Source organism: Bacillus sp. NPDC094077 (genome assembly GCF_050279465.1).
Taxonomy (GTDB): Bacteria; Bacillota; Bacilli; order Bacillales; family Bacillaceae_G; genus Bacillus_A.
Window position 1 is genome coordinate 208,294 of the sequence record NZ_JBNNUF010000008.1, and the last position, 17,316, is coordinate 225,609.

11 protein-coding genes and 1 pseudogene are annotated in these 17,316 nt (G+C 31.3%); 5 read left to right on the plus strand and 7 right to left on the minus strand.

The window, feature by feature from the left end; all coding sequences use genetic code 11:
- Positions 1-451 precede the first annotated feature (451 nt).
- Positions 452-2,434, plus strand: a complete 1,983-nt coding sequence (locus ACQKNR_RS19835) for a methyl-accepting chemotaxis protein (RefSeq protein ID WP_427319869.1) — start codon at positions 452-454, stop codon at positions 2,432-2,434.
- A 165-nt stretch (positions 2,435-2,599) separates the two neighbouring features.
- Here the strand turns inward: ACQKNR_RS19835 and ACQKNR_RS19840 are convergent, their stop codons facing one another.
- Complete coding sequence (locus tag ACQKNR_RS19840) at positions 2,600-2,761, minus strand: hypothetical protein (RefSeq protein ID WP_427319871.1); 162 nt, start codon at positions 2,759-2,761, stop codon at positions 2,600-2,602.
- The gene (locus ACQKNR_RS19845) at positions 2,761-3,876 is read right to left on the minus strand and encodes a tetratricopeptide repeat protein (protein WP_427319873.1); all 1,116 of its coding nucleotides are present in this window, start codon (positions 3,874-3,876) and stop codon (positions 2,761-2,763) included. Before ACQKNR_RS19845 ends, ACQKNR_RS19840 begins: the two co-directional genes overlap by 1 nt.
- Positions 3,877-4,344: 468 nt before the next feature.
- Between ACQKNR_RS19845 and ACQKNR_RS19850 the strand changes: the two genes are divergently transcribed.
- Complete coding sequence (locus tag ACQKNR_RS19850) at positions 4,345-5,418, plus strand: PrpF domain-containing protein (protein ID WP_427319875.1); 1,074 nt, start codon at positions 4,345-4,347, stop codon at positions 5,416-5,418.
- Between the two features lie 167 nt (positions 5,419-5,585).
- The gene (locus tag ACQKNR_RS19855) at positions 5,586-6,497 is read left to right on the plus strand and encodes a DMT family transporter (RefSeq protein ID WP_427319877.1); all 912 of its coding nucleotides are present in this window, start codon (positions 5,586-5,588) and stop codon (positions 6,495-6,497) included.
- Between the two features lie 353 nt (positions 6,498-6,850).
- Here ACQKNR_RS19855 and ACQKNR_RS19860 read toward each other — a convergent pair whose 3' ends face one another.
- The 4 genes from ACQKNR_RS19860 to ACQKNR_RS19875 form a co-directional block, all read right to left on the minus strand.
- On the minus strand, positions 6,851-7,978 hold the full coding sequence (locus tag ACQKNR_RS19860) for a Ger(x)C family spore germination protein (protein WP_427319879.1): 1,128 nt from the start codon (positions 7,976-7,978) through the stop codon (positions 6,851-6,853).
- Positions 7,975-9,078, minus strand: a complete 1,104-nt coding sequence (locus tag ACQKNR_RS19865; protein WP_427319923.1) for a GerAB/ArcD/ProY family transporter — start codon at positions 9,076-9,078, stop codon at positions 7,975-7,977. The genes ACQKNR_RS19860 and ACQKNR_RS19865 overlap by 4 nt, the downstream gene beginning before the upstream one ends.
- On the minus strand, positions 9,065-10,573 hold the full coding sequence (locus tag ACQKNR_RS19870) for a spore germination protein (RefSeq protein WP_427319881.1): 1,509 nt from the start codon (positions 10,571-10,573) through the stop codon (positions 9,065-9,067). Before ACQKNR_RS19870 ends, ACQKNR_RS19865 begins: the two co-directional genes overlap by 14 nt.
- Positions 10,574-11,386: 813 nt before the next feature.
- A complete protein-coding gene (locus ACQKNR_RS19875) occupies positions 11,387-12,430 on the minus strand; it encodes a Fic family protein (RefSeq protein ID WP_427319883.1) in 1,044 nt (347 codons plus the stop codon).
- 1,398 nt (positions 12,431-13,828) lie between these two features.
- Here ACQKNR_RS19875 and ACQKNR_RS19880 point away from each other — a divergent pair.
- Both ACQKNR_RS19880 and ACQKNR_RS19885 read left to right on the plus strand, forming a co-directional pair.
- Positions 13,829-15,205, plus strand: coding sequence for a lytic polysaccharide monooxygenase (locus tag ACQKNR_RS19880; protein WP_427319885.1), 1,377 nt, complete (start codon positions 13,829-13,831; stop codon positions 15,203-15,205).
- Positions 15,206-15,246: 41 nt separating this feature from the next.
- Positions 15,247-15,419 (plus strand): annotated as a pseudogene (locus ACQKNR_RS19885) (two-component sensor histidine kinase); the annotation flags it as partial.
- Positions 15,420-15,569: 150 nt separating this feature from the next.
- On the opposite strand, the gene ACQKNR_RS19890 reads toward ACQKNR_RS19885, so the two are convergent.
- On the minus strand, positions 15,570-16,985 hold the full coding sequence (locus tag ACQKNR_RS19890; RefSeq protein ID WP_427319887.1) for a phosphatidylinositol-specific phospholipase C: 1,416 nt from the start codon (positions 16,983-16,985) through the stop codon (positions 15,570-15,572).
- Positions 16,986-17,316 lie beyond the last annotated feature (331 nt).

Here is a 17,316-nt window from a genome sequence, read left to right on the forward strand (position 1 = left end):
ATTTTCTTCCTGCAACCTCATATATCAAGTTATCAAAGAACTTCATATAGCTAGTTTATCAAAAGTTTTTGGGTATGCCAAACCGAAATTCATCTCCCACCTACCGCTGGGCTATCGCCCTTCACACACTTGAGGAAGGAGAATTCTTTCGGAAAATTCGTTAAACTTTTTATCCAATCAAAGTCAAATTAAATGAAGTATATGTTTCATCCAGTGTATTTGGAACAATTCGTAGTCTTAAAATTGCTAAATATAGAAAGATAACATATTCGAAAGGAGGATAGATAAAACTCCGCTTGTGAAATTTAAATCGCTAAATGCGAAGATTCAGGCGAAGGGATGTAACGGTGATTTCATTTCGAATGGTACCATAAGTGAATGTAGAAAAAATAAAGGAGAAAAAATTAAAATAAACTATATAAGTAGTATGAATGAAAAGGAGAAGTATCTAGTGTTTAATATAAAAGAAAGAATGGGACAAATAAAGCTTAAAACGAAGTTGTCTATGGCATTTATCGCAATATTAATTATACCTAGTCTTATCGTAGGAGTATCATCTTATAATAAGGCAAAAACAGATCTTAATGAAACAATCCTACAATCAGCAAAAGATAATGTAAGTATTTTAGATAAGATTGTAGATGATGAATTAGAAAATAAACATACAGATGTAACTCATTTTGCAAAATTACTTACACAAGGTGATTATAGTCCTGAACAATTACAAAATGTACAGAGTAAATTTGATCAGTATATACAGTTACATCCAGAGATAGAAACAATTTATACGGCATCCAGTAACAATCAATTTATTCATGCACCTGTTGGAAAAATACCAGAAGGGTTTAATCCTTTAGAAAGTAGTTGGTATAAGGATGCAGTAAAAGCAAATGGAGAGATTATTGTTTCATCTCCATATAAATCAAAGGCTACAGGAAATATGGTAATTGCAATTGCAAAGCAAAATGCAGATAAAAGTGGTGTCATTGGTGTAGATTTGAATATTAATGATATCGTAAAAACATCCAAAATGATAAAAATTGGAAAACAAGGCTTTGTATCTATAGTCAGTCAAGATAAAACTATAGTTGTTCATCCATCACTAAAGCCTGGTGAGAAATTAGAGAAAACTTTAGCGGATGAACTGTACAAGAAAGAAGATGGAGTAATTACTTATAGCCTTAATGGTGAAGATCGAAACATAAGCTTTAAGACAAACAAAAAAACAGGTTGGAAAATAGCTGGTGTAATGCCTACGAAAGAAATTGAAGAAGCTACCAATCCTATTTTTTATAAAACGCTCACTATAATAGGGGCTTCATTATTGTTAGGTGGAATTGTAATTTTCTTCATACTTAGATCTATTATAAATCCACTAAGACAATTAGTTATTTCAGCTCAAAGAATTAGTCAGGGAGATTTAACTGAGAAAATAGATATTCGTTCAAAAGATGAACTTGGTCAATTAGGTGGTAGTTTCAATACAATGGCAGAGTCGTTACGTAATATTATTTCTCAAATTAACACATCTGCAGGACATGTAGCTGCTTCTTCGGAGGAACTAACTGCTAGCGTAGAGCAAGCAAGTGTTGCGACAGAACAAATTACAAAAGAGATGGAAGAAATTTCGAATAGTGCGGAAGTTCAAAATAATGAAGTTGAGTCTGGAGCTAAATTAATTGGTGAGGTAACACGAAATATTCAATACGTAGCTGATAATGCTTCTGAAGTATCGGCTTCATCCATATATACAAAACAAAAAGCCAATGAGGGTGAACAATTAGTAGAACAAACTGTAACACAAATGCAGTCTATACATCACTCTGTTTCTCAATCCGATAATGTAATTAAATTATTAGATAAGAAATCGCAGCAAATTGGTAGTATATTAGAAGCGATTCAAAATATTGCAGAACAAACAAATTTATTAGCATTGAATGCAGCGATTGAAGCAGCTAGAGCAGGAGAACAGGGGCGAGGGTTTGCAATTGTTGCCGATGAAGTTAGGAAGTTGGCGGAACAATCATCCGAATCTTCAATGGAAATTGGAAGTTTAATCAATGAAATACAAGCAGACGTACATGAGACTGTAAAAGCTATGAATGAAGTAGGAGTAGAAGTACAGTCGGGAATTAAGGTTGCGAATGATACAAAACAAAGTTTTTATGAAATTTCAAAATCTGCAAATGATATCGTGTCAAAAGTGCATGGTATGGTGGAACTATCAAATAAAATGACAACTGATGCAATGAAAGTCGATACATCAATTGATCAAATAGCTATGGCTGTGAAAGAGAATTCTTCAAGTATGCAAACGATAGCCGGTTCATCTGAGGAACAACATGCCTCCATGGAAGAGATAAATTCTTCAGCAATACAATTAGCACAGATGGCCGAAGAACTTCAAGAGTTAATTGGTGGATTTAAGATATAATTTCTGATTCTAGGATAGAATACTAGAAAGTGTGTTAAAGAGTGACAGTTACAAATTTTATTCAAGCTTTCATTTAAAGCTATAACAAAAGCGACACAAGAATATTAAGTTTATACTTTTGTATTTAATAACCCTCCATTTGAAGGGTTATTAAATACACTTAAATTATATTTGTGGTGGTGCACCACCATAATCGCCAATACTATAGGAAGGAGCAGGGTAATGTCCATGAGTAGCAAGTTGATCTGTTTTAGAAAACTGAAAAATTCCCACCGTTAACGCCCCAATAAAAGCAATACCAGATAATAATAAACTAATTTTTTTCATTATTTTAATACTCCTTTTTCGATTGATTTTCGTCTTGCTTGATAACAAATATGGAAATAGTCACTTACCTTTTTGTAATTCTCTAATTGTCTACATTTTGTAGCAAATAATTCAGCGTATTCGACAACATGTTCCCATAACTCTTCTTTCTCAAAGTATAAGATTCCTTCCTGAATGATTTTTTCTAATTCTTCCAATGGAATATTTTCGTTTAATCTTTTTAAAATAGAGAAGTGATGTATATATTCTTCGTTATGAATTCCTCTGCAGATCTGTAATCCCTTATCAATAAGTTTGTTAGCTGTCGATTGTTCCCCTAATTTATAATGTTCCTTAGCTTGTAGGAAGATAGCTTTAAAGTGTGTAGGGATTTTATCTGTTACTTCTGAAAGATGACGAATAGCTAAAGTAGACATGCTTTGATTAGAATAGAGCCACCCCATAGTACTTCTAACATATAATAAAGAATTTTCTTCCTTATCCTCTGTTAGTAAATTAATTGCAGAATTAAGATAATCTTCTGCTTGTTCGTACTGCTTTAAATAAATACAGCAGCCACCTAGCAAGCTATTACAAAAGGCTGTTTTTACTTCATAACCTTCATACTTCGAAAAGATTGCTCTCGATTTATTTGCGTATTCGATAGAAGCGAGCATGTTATAAGTATGGTGATAAAAAGTAGCAATTCTATAGTAGAATTCAGCATGTTCTATTTCATCTGGTATATCTACTAATATCTTTTCTGCCAATTTATAATGTTCCTCTGCCTCAGTATAATTTGATATAAAAGTGGAATGAATGGATTTAAAAAAGTGATAATAGAAGCGCAGAAAATGGTCTGCAGGCATATCATAATCGCTAATAGCATCAAAACTATTCTGTTGAATACCAAGGCTATCTGTTAAGACCGTGTAACGGAATTCAAGTAGTGAGTAATACAGTAACAAATTTTGATCCTGACGTTCTTGATTCGGCTCAATGCTTAACTTACTAATTTTTTCATCAATTTTCTTTTTTAGATTAGTAGCTTTTATAACTTGTTGAGATAGCATAGATCGATACCAGTCGTTCAATAGAGAGGTTAATTGCTCATTTCCCTTTACTGAAACACTCATTATATACTCCCCCATCCTATAGAAATATCCTAATCCTATTTAATTGTAACTATCATAGCAAAATAGAAGGAAAAATGGAGTGATTTTACGATTTTTTCAAGAAAATTCAGAAAAAACTCAATTATTGTCGAATGTACTTATAATTTAAGTTATCTGTTTGGTATATGTCATTAATCTAATGCGATTAATGTTCAGAATAATTAATCTTTTATTTATACAAAGTATTTGATGAATTTTTTTGTATTTTATTGTTAGAATGGATACCAAATGATAGGGGGTGATTAACATAATTTCCAATTTTATCTTTTTTATATTTGTATTTATAATCCAGGGAGGGAAAAAGATTGCGAACTAATATATTTTTCTTTGATTAGATTGGTTAACAAAATAATAAAATTAAGATTTTATATTTTGTATATAAAGAATATCAGTTTTAGGATATGAAGTATAAAAGGGAGATGCTTATAAATGAAAATACCTTGTTTTATCATGCGTGGAGGAACGTCAAAAGGCTTCTTTTTTTTAGATAAACATTTACCTGCCAATAAATCTATTAGAGATGAAATCATTTTAAAAGCATTAGGGGCAGGGAATGCACGTGGTGTTGATGGAATGGGTACATTAGATCCTTTATCAAATAAAATTGCAATTATCCGAGCGTCCACTACACCAGGGGTAGATATTGATTATTTATTTTTACAAGCGGATCTAAAAAGAATGATATTAGACGATAGCGTAAACTGCGGGAATATAATTGCAGCTGTTGCACCTTATGCAGTAGAGAGCGGACTGATTAAAGTTGGATCAGGAGAAAAAACTATAATCATACGAAACTTAAATACAAATGTAATCGTTGAATCGACAATAGCCACTAAAAATGGAAATGTTGTATATGAAGGAGATATTAAGATAGATGGAGTTCCAGGGACAGGGGCTCCTATTAATCTTAATTTTAAAAATTCAATAGGGTCAGTTACGGGAAAGTTATTTCCTACCGGAGAAAAACTGAATGTTATTAATGGAATTAATGTGTCGTGTATCGATGTATCTGTACCGTTAATTATCATTCGAGCCAGTGAATTGGGGATTATAGGAGATGAAAAACCCGAGGTGTTAAATGCGAATAAGTCATTTTTACGTAACATTGATTTGATTAGAAAAGAAGTAGCTTATCTTGCGAATTTAGGGGACGTATCCAATAAAGTCATTCCTAAGATTGCAATCGTCTCAAAGCCAAGGAAATCAGGAACCATAACATCAAGATATTTTATTCCTCATCAATGTCATAGCACTCATGCAGTAACAGGATCGCTTGCATTATCAGCAGCCATAAATATTTGTGGTACAACTGCATATCATGTTGTACATCATAATTACCAAAACAAAATGAAAAAACCAAGCCAAATTATAATAGAGCACCCTGCTGGAAAAATTCAAACAGAATCTGTTGTTGAGGAATCAAATAGTGGATATGTAATTAAAAAGTCTAGTGTTACTCGGACAGCAAGATTACTTTTTAAAGGAGAATTCATATTGCCTTAATTACTGGATGATTTTCCTCTTTTATTAGTATTAATCTCACATTTTTATAAGACCGAGAAATACAATGAATCCGTTTCTCGGTCTTTTTAATTACCATATGAACGAGAAGACCATCTTTTTTAAATGGAGTAAAGGTAGGGAGGATTCAATAAGGAGGTATAAATTTAATGGATAATCTAAAAAAAGCAACATTTTTTATGGTTTTTTCAGGTATTAGTTTTTCACTATCAGGTTTTTTCGCAGAACATGCTATTATCTCAGGTGATTTCTTTTTAACTTTAACAGCAAGATTTTTTATTCCTTTGCTCTTCTTAATACCTTTTATTATAACGAGAATGAAGAGAATTTCATTTTGGAGAAATAGTTATAAACAATTACCACGAGCTTTTTCCATTACATTATCACAAGCATTATTTTTTCTATGCGCAGCTAAAACGTCACTTTTCATAGCAATGGTTTTATATAATACAGGGCCTATTTTTATTTGCCTTATTACACTTTTTTCGAAAACAAGACGTGCAACACGGCTAGAAATAATAGCAGCATTTGTAGGGTTTTTTGGAGTTTTTCTGATATTAAAAACGGGTAGTATGGATTATGAATCCTTCTTTTATTTAGGAATAGGGCTACTTTCAGGACTATCTTTAGCATTTTCGCAATTTTTTTTACATAGAAGCGCACAAACGGATGATAACTTATCTATTATGACTTATACGTACTTATATGGAACAGTAATAGCAGGCACACTATCTGGATTCTTTTCAAAGGAGAGTTATAGTGAAGTCTTTACCACTAATTCAATCGTACTCTTATTTTTATTTCTAATGGCAATGGGAAGCTTAGGGAATCAATGGTTTAGAGGGAAGGCATATAAGTTAACAACAAGAATATCAAATTTGTCTGCATTGTTATATCTAAACATTTTGTTCTCACTGATACTAGATATAATGTTTAATAATAGTATTCCATCATTTATTCAAATAACGGGTGCAATTTTTGTGATGGGAAGTGCTGTTATTCCAGTTATACAACGCGGAAATAAAAAGCATACAGAACAAAGAAGGGCAGTCAGTTCATGATTAATAGTATCTATAGGATTCTAATGCGAAATTAATTTAAATTTAATAAAATTATTCACAAATATGTTGATGTGTATCTATTGTATCAAGGTACATAGAACTAAAACTATGATATTCGTACGAACTCAAAAAGTCGAAATTCCCTGACTTGGGAATTTCGGCTTTGATGTTATGTCATGGAGTTACAATTTCTTCGGTTCTTTAAATTAGAAAATTGAACTTGATTACCGTAGTTGAATTGTTGCCCTTTTAAAAGAACCGAAAAATTTTTTGAGTTAGCATCTTTTACAAAATAATTATTGAGGAGGGGAAATTCCACTGAGAAATGCTATCAAATATAAGGATAGAATAGTCTAATTTCTAATGGTCCCAGTATCTTTTATTTTGACGTGTGTTTTTACGTTTATTTTAGCCTCTGCTAACGCTTGCAACCAATCTCCTTTTAGTTTTTTCCACTCTTTATATTGAAAAGCTCTAGCATATAGGGATAATCCGATTGGATCAATTTTATTCTGCTGCATTTCATTCAACATATTTTGTAAATTCTTATTAATTTCTTTTTGAATAGCATCCTTTAATTTATTTATGTTTTTTTTATTATCATAATGCTCCTTGATTAAATTCGCATTAGTTTTTTCAATTAAAGCTACATTAGCATATATATCGAGATTAAATACAAACTTTCCGTTTTGAAAATTAACATCTACCTTCCTTGTCGCATTCTGTACGAAGATAGAAGCGTTTGTTTTTTTATTGGATTTTTTAGGAGGAAGCACAAGGTGTAGTATCATTCGGCCGTTACTTTTTGACTTATTTATAAGATTGAAAAATTTAACATCTTTTTTAGGGATTTTAGTTAAGTACTTTCCTTTATGATCTAAAAATGCAATTCCTACCGTGTCAATTTCATTCTTTGTTTTTTTGATAACTGGAACAACTTGTGTCATTCCTTCTTCATTTTTTTCTCTCATTAATTGTTGAATCGTGGAAGAAACGGATTGATTATTTTGAATGGAGGATTCGATTACACTACTTATATAAGATGGTAGTGATGGTTTATCTGGCTTATTAATTGTAAAAATTTCTTCTACAGGTCCATCAACAAGCACTACTTTAGCATTAATGGTAGCATAAGGATCACGGTAAGAAGAATCCAGCTCCTGCAGCCAATTTGCTTCTAGCGCCAATTTTTTCCCAATTAAAATTATTTCGGCTTTGGAGGCTGTCATATAACCCGTTAACTTCGTATCTATCTTACTGAATCCATTATATACAGTGGATGCCTGCGCCCAATGCTCTATTGTACTTTTTTGCTGTTTATGATGAAAGAGTGGGATGCTTGTACCAACCTTTACGTCTCCATTAGAGTTTCTATCCAAGGCAATTAAAAGGATTAATGAAACCTTTTCAAGAGGAATTCTCTGACTACAACCAATTAAATATACACAACAAATTACAATCCATATCCATTTTCGAATCAAAGTTGTTTCCTCCTAGTAACCCAAGTAAAAAGAATACTGTAACCGAAAAATAAGATTGGCAATAGAATAAAGAAAATGACATTTAAGATATCCATAAGAGAATATATAAATAAATATTGATCCACATCGGGATTTAGAAAAATAAATAAGCCGATTATAAATAACATAAAAGCAACCAGTGTCCAATTGCGGGCGTTTTTTTGAAATGAAATGGTCACAGATTCAAAACTGAAAAATAAATACGGATATATTGTAGTGGAAAATACAATCAAATAGTAAGCGATATATAAAATTTCTAATCGTTCTATGAAAGAAAAACGAACTCCTTTTAACAGATGAAATACTGGCCAAATTACGTCTTTTATCCCCTCCGGACTAAAGTATATATAAGAAAGAATAGTCACATATAAATAGAAAAACATGGTTCCAGTATTCGCTATTAGTATTCCTTTTATGGCCTTTTGTTTTTTTTGTAAGAACGGATAAATAAAATATGCAATTTCTAAGCCGGCATAAGGGGTAATTGTTTCTTTTGTTGCTTTTACAATAGGGTATATACCATCTTTAAAAATAGGTAGTAGGTGTAAAGGAGCGTACATACTTTTTAATGAAAAAAGAAGAAATAGTGGCATCCAAGTAGTGAAGAAGAAAACAAGCATAGAATAACTAGTAAGAGCCCTTAAACCACTCAGGGCTAAAATAATAAAAGGCAATAGTAATAATATGGCGATTTGATAAGCGGGAGCGGAAGGGAATATCCACACTTTCACAATATCAGTTGCCTTTAATAAAGTATTAAAACCAGCAAAAAATAGATAAAAGGCATATAAAAGAAGAAAAATGGTCCCTAGCCATTTACCAAAGTATGTTTTTAAAATCTGTGAGAAATTTTTGTTAGGATTTTTTTGTAACATTAATATAATAATTACGCCGATTATAGAAGTAGTTATCCACCCAAGAATGATAGAAATCCAGCCATCTGTGCCAGCAGTAGTGGCAAGTGGGCTTGGCATAATTAACATCCCTGAAGCAAGTTGCAGTGAATGAATGAAAATAATAAATTCAAATAAAGTTATGTTTTGGAATTTAAGATTTCCTATGCGAACCACCTTCTTCTTTCTTTTTTTGTTTCGGTTGTCCTGTACTCGAGCGGGTGGTGATCATAGAAATAGGAAATCTTACAAAAGAATCTTTTAATTCTTGGAGACGAAATGGTGCTATTGGTAATCCGTATGGTGAACCATAGGAAGTTAGTGAAACAAAATGAGCAAATAAGAGCATTAATCCACTAACAATACCTACAATCCCATAAAAGTATGCCAATAACATCATTGGAAAACGAATAAGGCGTATAGAACTTGATAAATCATAATTAGAAACAATAAATGATGCAATGGCTGTAATCGATACGATAATAACCATAACGTTACTTACAAGACCAGCTTGAACAGCCGCCTGCCCAATCACAATCCCTCCAACAATTCCAATGGTTTGTCCAATTGGTTGTGGTAAGCGAATACCAGCTTCACGTAGCATTTCTAGTGTGATTTCCATTATAAAAGCTTCCAGTAAGGGCGAGAAAGGGACTTTGACTCTTGACGTCGCAATAGAAGTGTATAAATCTATAGGAATGATTTCAAAGTGAAAAGAAACTATTGCAATATAAAATGCGGGTAAAAAAATAGCTATAATAAATCCTGCAAATCGTAATAAGCGAAAAAAGGATGCAATGAGCCAATGAATATTATAATCATCTGGAGTTTGAAAAAATCCAATTAAATTAATTGGAACAATCATCGCGCTAGGGGATCTATCCATTAACACTGCTACTTTTCCATCAAGTATATGATTTGAAATGGCATCTGGGCGTTCACTTAAATAAGCCTGTGGAAAAGGAGTCCAATTTTGATCTTTTGTAAAATTAGACAGTTCTCCAATGCTTAATACCGCATCCGTTTTAATTTTATAGATTCTAGTTTCTATCTCTTGGACTACATCTGCGTTTGCTACATCACCTAAGTAAATTAAATAGACTAAAGAAGTGGCTCGTTCTCCAATCGTCAGCTTTTTGATTTTTAACTCTGTAGAAGGAATATATCGACGAATTAAGCCTATATTTTTTGTAGCATTCTCAATAAATCCATCATGTGAGCCTTTAATAGTAACTTCTGAAATGGGTTCTTGAATTGCTCTCTCTGCCCAGCCTTTTGTATTTATTAGAAGTGACCGCTTTTCTCCCTCCATAAATAGTACACATTGACCCTCAAGTAATCCTTCTTTAATTTCATTCCATGTATATACTATTTTGGTATGAGTAGCAATAATATTAGAATTAAATATTTGACTGTCTTCATTTACTTTTTGTAATAATGGTGTAAGAACATTGCCTTTTAATGCGACACCATCTGTAAGGCCTTCAAAATAATATAGTAAAATATTCGTGTTTGTTTTTAATTGCAAAGGATGTTCAATTAAATCTGCACTAATGTCAAAGATATTATCTAGTGTATTTTTAAGTTCTTTTAAGTTACTTGTTTGGATCTTTTCAATGGTTTTATCTGTCTTAGTTTCTAAGGTCTCTTCATTTAAGGACAAAATTGACACCTCTTTAATAAATAACGATTAATTGTATTTATTATTTTTATATGATGGAATTTTATTCACTAATTTAAACAAATTAGGAATAAAAATTATTAATTGAGAGCAAAAAAATAGAGGTAATTTGTGTGGAAATCTAAGTATCAAGATAGAATTGAAATTTGAATGATTATCATAAAAAAGAACCCATGATAGGTTCTTTTTCATAGTTGGTAAATATTTTCTCAACAATAGATGGCAATTAAGGTAGTAATTTAGATGTCTTTAAGTTAATCAGCTGAATTTTGTAGGAAGAATTCTTTTTTCATACCTTAATGCTCGATTAAAAAGGACATTACATTTATTTGGGTGTTCTAGTGTATTTGAACTTTGCATGCTAACAAATTTTGTTTAGGGACAAAATGCATTTTTCTGAATTAACAGAAAAAATAACGTGCAAAATTCCTATTGGTTATTTTAGCAGGTATCAAATATTTCTTTGGCCTTATTTTCTTGATATTACCGTACGTTTATATGTTTCTAAGAGAAAGAAATACTTTCATTTTTATTACCATCTATTGTTTGATTAAGATGGTAACATGAAATTGAAACGTTTACAACCAGAAAATAAAGAAAAAATATTAAAATGTGACTTTTTTCGACAAAATTTCTGTTTTTATATATAATATTTTTATAGGAATTAGAAATAACTAAAGTAGTAATAATAGCCTAAAATTAAAATGAAATTCAATGAATATGAGTCCAAAGTCATGAAAATCATTGATAAAGTTATAATTGAATTTTTGAACCGTAAGAGTTTTAAAAGCATGGTCAAACTTTAGTCCACTTTGCGTTTCTTCCTTTTGTAACTAGCTTAATATGGCCAAACAATTGCAAGGAATTTAAAGCCTTACTGATTGTACTCTCTGCAATGTCTGGATATGTGTTACGAATACTCTCCTTAGTAAAGGGTTGTTTTTGTTTAAGTATAAAATCCTGAATTCTCTCAACTTTAGTATGTTTACATATAGAATCTAGAACTGTGTTATGAAGATCTTTGTAAGCCTCTAATATAATAGTTAAAAACGTTTTTAACCAAAAGCTACTATTATGTTCCTCACAATACCAATTCACCGAAGATTTATAAATCGAATTGTAATATTCAGATTCGTTTTTCTTAATATATTTATCCAAACATACATATTTAACAAATGTATGTCCACTCTTAATTAACAGCAATTGCATTAACATAAGTGCCAGCCTGCCATTACCTTGATTGAAAGGGACTATACAATAAAAATTTAATATAAAACGAGCTATTAATAAAAGTGAATGTAGCCCCTTACTAGTATTTAATGAGTTGTATTGATCACATAATTGCTCCATAAACTGTGGAATAAGCTCATGTGGAAGAATGCGGTAACTATTCAAGTGCATTCCATGTTCTGGAATACCTGGAATAATAAAAGGTTTTTCACGCCATTTGGCACTGTCAGAGGTAATGTAATGTATTAGCTGAAAATGTAATTCCTGTATAGTTGCTGGATTGATTAATAAATTACAGGAGTCTTTATGCACAAAAGAAAATGTTTGATAGTAACAAAAAATAGCATCTTCCGAGATATTTTGAGGTACTATATCATCTAAAATAAGTTCTTTTAATCTTTTATTAGGAACTTTTATATCCTCATAAATAGTAGTGAAATTTTTTATGTAATGTAGTGGTATAGTTTTTTCTAAACTATTAAATATGTCAGGGTTTTGTTCCTGATAAGCAGCTAATTTTCCTTTGAACTCGCTAATTTCACTTATTAAATTTATTAACCTCCTTTTTAATTCAATATTTTTATACTTATCATCAAAAAAGTCTCTCATTTTTATTCCCCCTGTAACCCCTTAACACGTTGTTGCATATATCTTTCCATTCTAAAGGTATTCCACGACATCATTGTAAAATAACGACATTTTTGTTCTGATTTTAAATATATTTCAGAATCTATATTTTTATTTAACAATTAATATATGGACATTATAAAGAAGAATCGTTAGGATTCAATTTTAATAGGCATAATCCTAACATCAAATGTACAAATGTACAATAAAAAAATAAAAAATATAAAACTATCGACTCTTTTGAAAGATTATTTAAAGGAGTTTTAAGTATTTGTAGGCATAGATGTATTTTAGTTTAGGAGTAAATATTGAAGTGGTAATAAAGTTTTCATAGGTGATAAAAAAGTAGATAAACTATTAATTTGTGACAATTATGTGCCTAATATATTTATTTGCTATTATAAGGATTTTAAAATTGAATCCTAATGAGCTGAATTTTCTATATTTAGCATAAAGATTAGGAGAGGTGTGTTGATGAAATGTATCATTTTATATAGAAATATGTAACGTTTAACACTTATATTGTAAAATATTTTGACATAAGTTAATTTAAATACTAGGTACAGGAACATTTAATAAAAGCTCAGTACTTAAAGTACCCTTAAAACGTTTCACCCTAAAAACGTTTATGTATAAATCTCAAGCACACTGAAGTTTTTTATTTGTTTCTGTGCCTTATTGGATAAAAATAACATGATAAATTTATAGTATGTGATAGGAAATGACTATTAACAAGGAATTAAGTAAGCTGAATATATTAAGTTATTTTGGTAATTAAGGTTTAGTTTGAATTAATAGGAGTATTGTATGTGTTTGTTGAACCACTTGTTTTAATTTGTCTGTTACTTTTAATTTATGAGTTTTAACATCTAGAAGCTAGTCAATATATAGATTACATTAGTTATGTGGACTTTATAGGAGTATATATCTAAGATTAAACGATTTGTGTGCATTAACCATATGAATCAAACCATATTATTTATGGTGTTTTTTAGGGTTCAGAAACTATGTGTGAACTTAACCTTGTAAATGACGTATTTGTATGTTGTATAACAGAAGTGGGAAGTCTGGAAGAAACTGATATAATCGGTTTCTTCCAGACTTTTTTACTTTAAAAGTGTATTTTTTCTACATGAAGTTAAATATAATTCTTCGGATAAATGTTTGAATTTTTTGTGAAATTGAATAAGGTTTTTATTCCTCTTTCAATACATAATGTTACAAAACAGAAATATTTTATGTGTTTTATCTTTATAGGAGAGTAAAAATAATAATAAATGTACCAATGTATGAGAGATATTAATATATTAATTGGTAATTTGTTCGTTTATCTCTATATTGCTATTATATTAGCGAAAACAATATATTGGGGGGACGAGAATGAATCTGAAATTAACATCTAAATTTGAAAGATTAAGAAAAAGTAAAAAAGGAATTGGTGCTTGTGTTTTAGCTGCAGGGGTGACGGCAATTACAATGATTCCTCAAAGTGCATATGCACATGGATTTGTTGAAAAGCCGAGTAGTCGTGCTGCTTTATGTAGTCAAAATTATGGAGCATTAAATTTAAATTGTGGAAATGTAATGTACGAACCTCAAAGCCTTGAAGCACCTAAAGGATTCCCAGATGGTGGACCGATTGATGGAAAAATCGCTTCGGCAGGAGGACTGTTTGGAGGAATTCTTGACCAACAAACATCAAATCGCTGGTTCAAAAACACAATTAAGGGTGGAGCAAATACATTTACATGGAAATATACAGCGGCACATTCTACAAGTAAATGGCATTATTACATTACAAAAAAGGGATGGGATCCTAATAAACCATTGACACGTGCTGAATTAGAACCAATTGGAACTGTGAAACATGACGGTTCGGCCGCATCAAATAATTTAACACATACAATTAATGTACCAACGGATCGCAATGGTTATCATGTTATTCTAGCTGTATGGGATGTAGCAGATACGTCAAACGCTTTTTATAATGTAATTGATGTGAATTTAGTAAATAATGAAACTCCCGATACAGTAGCCCCAAGTCAACCAACTGGATTAAATGCGTCTAAAGTTTTTGCCAATAGTGTTGAAATAACATGGAAGGCCTCTACTGATAATATAGGTGTAAAAGAATATCAAGTGTTACGCAATGGAGAAGTAATTGATACGGTACCAGGTACAACTTTTATTGATAAAAAACTAAAAGCAAATACGGAATATACCTATACAATAAAGGCATTAGACTTTGCTGGAAACATATCAAAAGAAAGTGAAGAACTAAAGGTTAAGACAACAAATGAAATCCCAGATATAGAGGCTCCGACTCAACCAAAAGGATTACATAGTATGAGTACAACAGCGACAACTGTTGATTTGATGTGGAGTCCGTCTGAAGATAATGTAGGTGTTGACCATTATATTGTATATAGAGAAAGCGCTGGGGTTATGAATAAAATTGGGACAGCGGATAATACATCCTTTACGGATAAAGATTTGAAGGCTAATACATCGTATAAATATGTAGTGACGGCGGTTGATTTAGCTGGAAATGAATCTAGTAGAAGTGATGTTTTGAATGTAACAACAAATTCAGAGAATTCCACATATGAAAAATGGGATGCAAGAAAAGCATATACTAAAGGTGATAGAGTAGTACATGAGGGAAAAGTGTATGAAGCGGTTCAAGATTATCAAGGAAATGGCGACACAAATTGGATTTTTGCCTTATCGCTTTGGAAGCCAGTTTTGAATAAATGATAAGCGGGAAAAGGTAGTTAACATTTTTGGATTTCTCTTAGAAAATTAAGGGTCGTTCCAAATATGAATTGGGTGAATTATCTAATGGTTTAAATGATATGTTAATGAATTTAAACCAAGATATGATTGATTTACAAATAGCAAATTAGCAATTAAATAGCGACATTGAAAAGGAAAGAGAGATAGAAAAAAGCGTAGGAAGTTCTTTGTGATTTTTTGAGGCTCTTTCTATTACTTATTCTCTATGCAATTTCGAAACAGAGGTGGGATTTTTAATCTCCATACCAATATTTGCGATATGAAATCAAAAAAGAATCCCAATGGTATTCCATCAAAAAAGAATTCCATTGGGATTCTTTAATTTCTAATTTGTTATAGCGTATATTTTCACTGTGAATTTGTTAGTGGCACCAATTGGACTTGCAATATAATATTTTGTATTTGTGTAAGCTTCAGTCCTAGATCCATGTGAAATATTTTTCCAACGAATAGAATCTGTGCCTAGAGAAACATCAATCATTACATTGAAAGAGATAGTAGAAGGATGGTCTTTTTCTGAAGGCTCAATAACCCATTTTAATTCTTTGGTACCTACAGGTAAACTATCAATTTTAAAGTTTTGACTGGATCGATTTTGTTGACCGGATAAAGGACTAGACTCGGATGGAATTTGCGAAATTAATATTTCCTTTTCATCCGAATGTATACCATTTAATTTAATGATACTATCGATTAAACCTGGGCCAGGAAAATCAGCTGCGATGATACCAGAATGTTTAATTCCACCTTGTTGCAAGAGTTCGGTCCCAAGTGTATTCATCCCACCATAATATACTTGTCCATTTCTATCGCGAGGGAAATCACTCCACGAATTAGTGAAATTCGTTTGAATCAACTTAGGACTACTATCAGTATTTCTATTCTCTTTTCCGCTTGCAACAAACCAAGGATATACAGTATTTAAAAATGCGGCTGCCCCCCCCGTACCACTAAAATGGTTGAGATATATTTTCCCATTATTAAAGTTAGTATTTGTATTTTGTAGATGGGTTTTTACCGCATTCCATTTTCCATATATTTCGTCTGGTCCGCTTCCAATTTCAAATTTATCTTGTATATTCAAACTTTCGTAATCAATACCGTACAATTTAGAGGATGTAAAGTTTTGTAAGATTACAATTTTCCCACGGATATCTCCTAAAGTAGGGTTGTTTCTGTCTGAAGTTGGTACGGAATTAGGATCCCAAAAATATGAAGTATTAGCATGTTTATATTTTAAAAATATTTCCTCAAATGATAGAGACCCATTTTCAGGAGTAGTTTCTTCTTTTAAACGCATCAAAATTGTTTCTGTCGGATGATCTTTTAAAAATTGAATTGTCTCTTTTAATACATCTTCAAACATTGCTTTTTGATTTACAATTCCATGGTACATTGCAAAAGAATCTTTTACACGTTTAACACGCATATCTACATATCGAATTCCAGAATTTAATTGTTGGGGTAGACTCATAGTTTGATTTCTTGTCAAATTTTCATCAAGAAAACTTGCTCCATGTAAAGCCATTGTACCGTGAGTCCCTGGAATAGATATTTCACTTAATTTTGTTGAATCTGCTACTTTCGACATCCACGATGGATTTTGATAGCCTATATTGGATTCATAGGAATAACCTGGATGACTATCAGCTAAAATAGTAGATGGGGTACTTAAACTTGCTAGTGTAAAACAAGTGAGGATGCTAATTTTAAAGAAATTTCTCATTTTTATTTTGTTCATTTTATCTCTCCTGATCTTTAAACAATAGCTATTATAAGATGTTTTTTTTACCATATTTATTGTTTTCATTCTTAAAGTAATGAATTGTTGTAATTAAAAATAGGGGGAGTAAGTTATTTGAGACTTTAATAATTTGTGTAATGAATTGTACCTAAGAGCCAAAAGGATTCTTAAAGAATTGAAGTATAGAATCGGAAAAAACAACCATTTATCGTATTGTATACAAACAAAACAGAAGCCTTAAAAAAGACTTCTTTTTTGTGACATATAATGAATGATAAGGCGGTTAACAAATCAAGATAATGCGACTGAGTGGTAAAAATCTATTTAT

Coding starts and splice junctions, on each gene's coding strand:
- ACQKNR_RS19855 (WP_427319877.1), top strand. CDS start 5,586: ATGGATAATCTAAAAAAAGCAACATTTTTTATGGTTTTTTCAGGTATT.
- ACQKNR_RS19880 (WP_427319885.1), top strand. CDS start 13,829: ATGAATCTGAAATTAACATCTAAATTTGAAAGATTAAGAAAAAGTAAA.
- ACQKNR_RS19850 (WP_427319875.1), top strand. CDS start 4,345: ATGAAAATACCTTGTTTTATCATGCGTGGAGGAACGTCAAAAGGCTTC.
- ACQKNR_RS19890 (WP_427319887.1), bottom strand. CDS start 16,985: ATGAACAAAATAAAAATGAGAAATTTCTTTAAAATTAGCATCCTCACT.
- ACQKNR_RS19845 (WP_427319873.1), bottom strand. CDS start 3,876: ATGAGTGTTTCAGTAAAGGGAAATGAGCAATTAACCTCTCTATTGAAC.
- ACQKNR_RS19840 (WP_427319871.1), bottom strand. CDS start 2,761: ATGAAAAAAATTAGTTTATTATTATCTGGTATTGCTTTTATTGGGGCG.
- ACQKNR_RS19875 (WP_427319883.1), bottom strand. CDS start 12,430: ATGAGAGACTTTTTTGATGATAAGTATAAAAATATTGAATTAAAAAGG.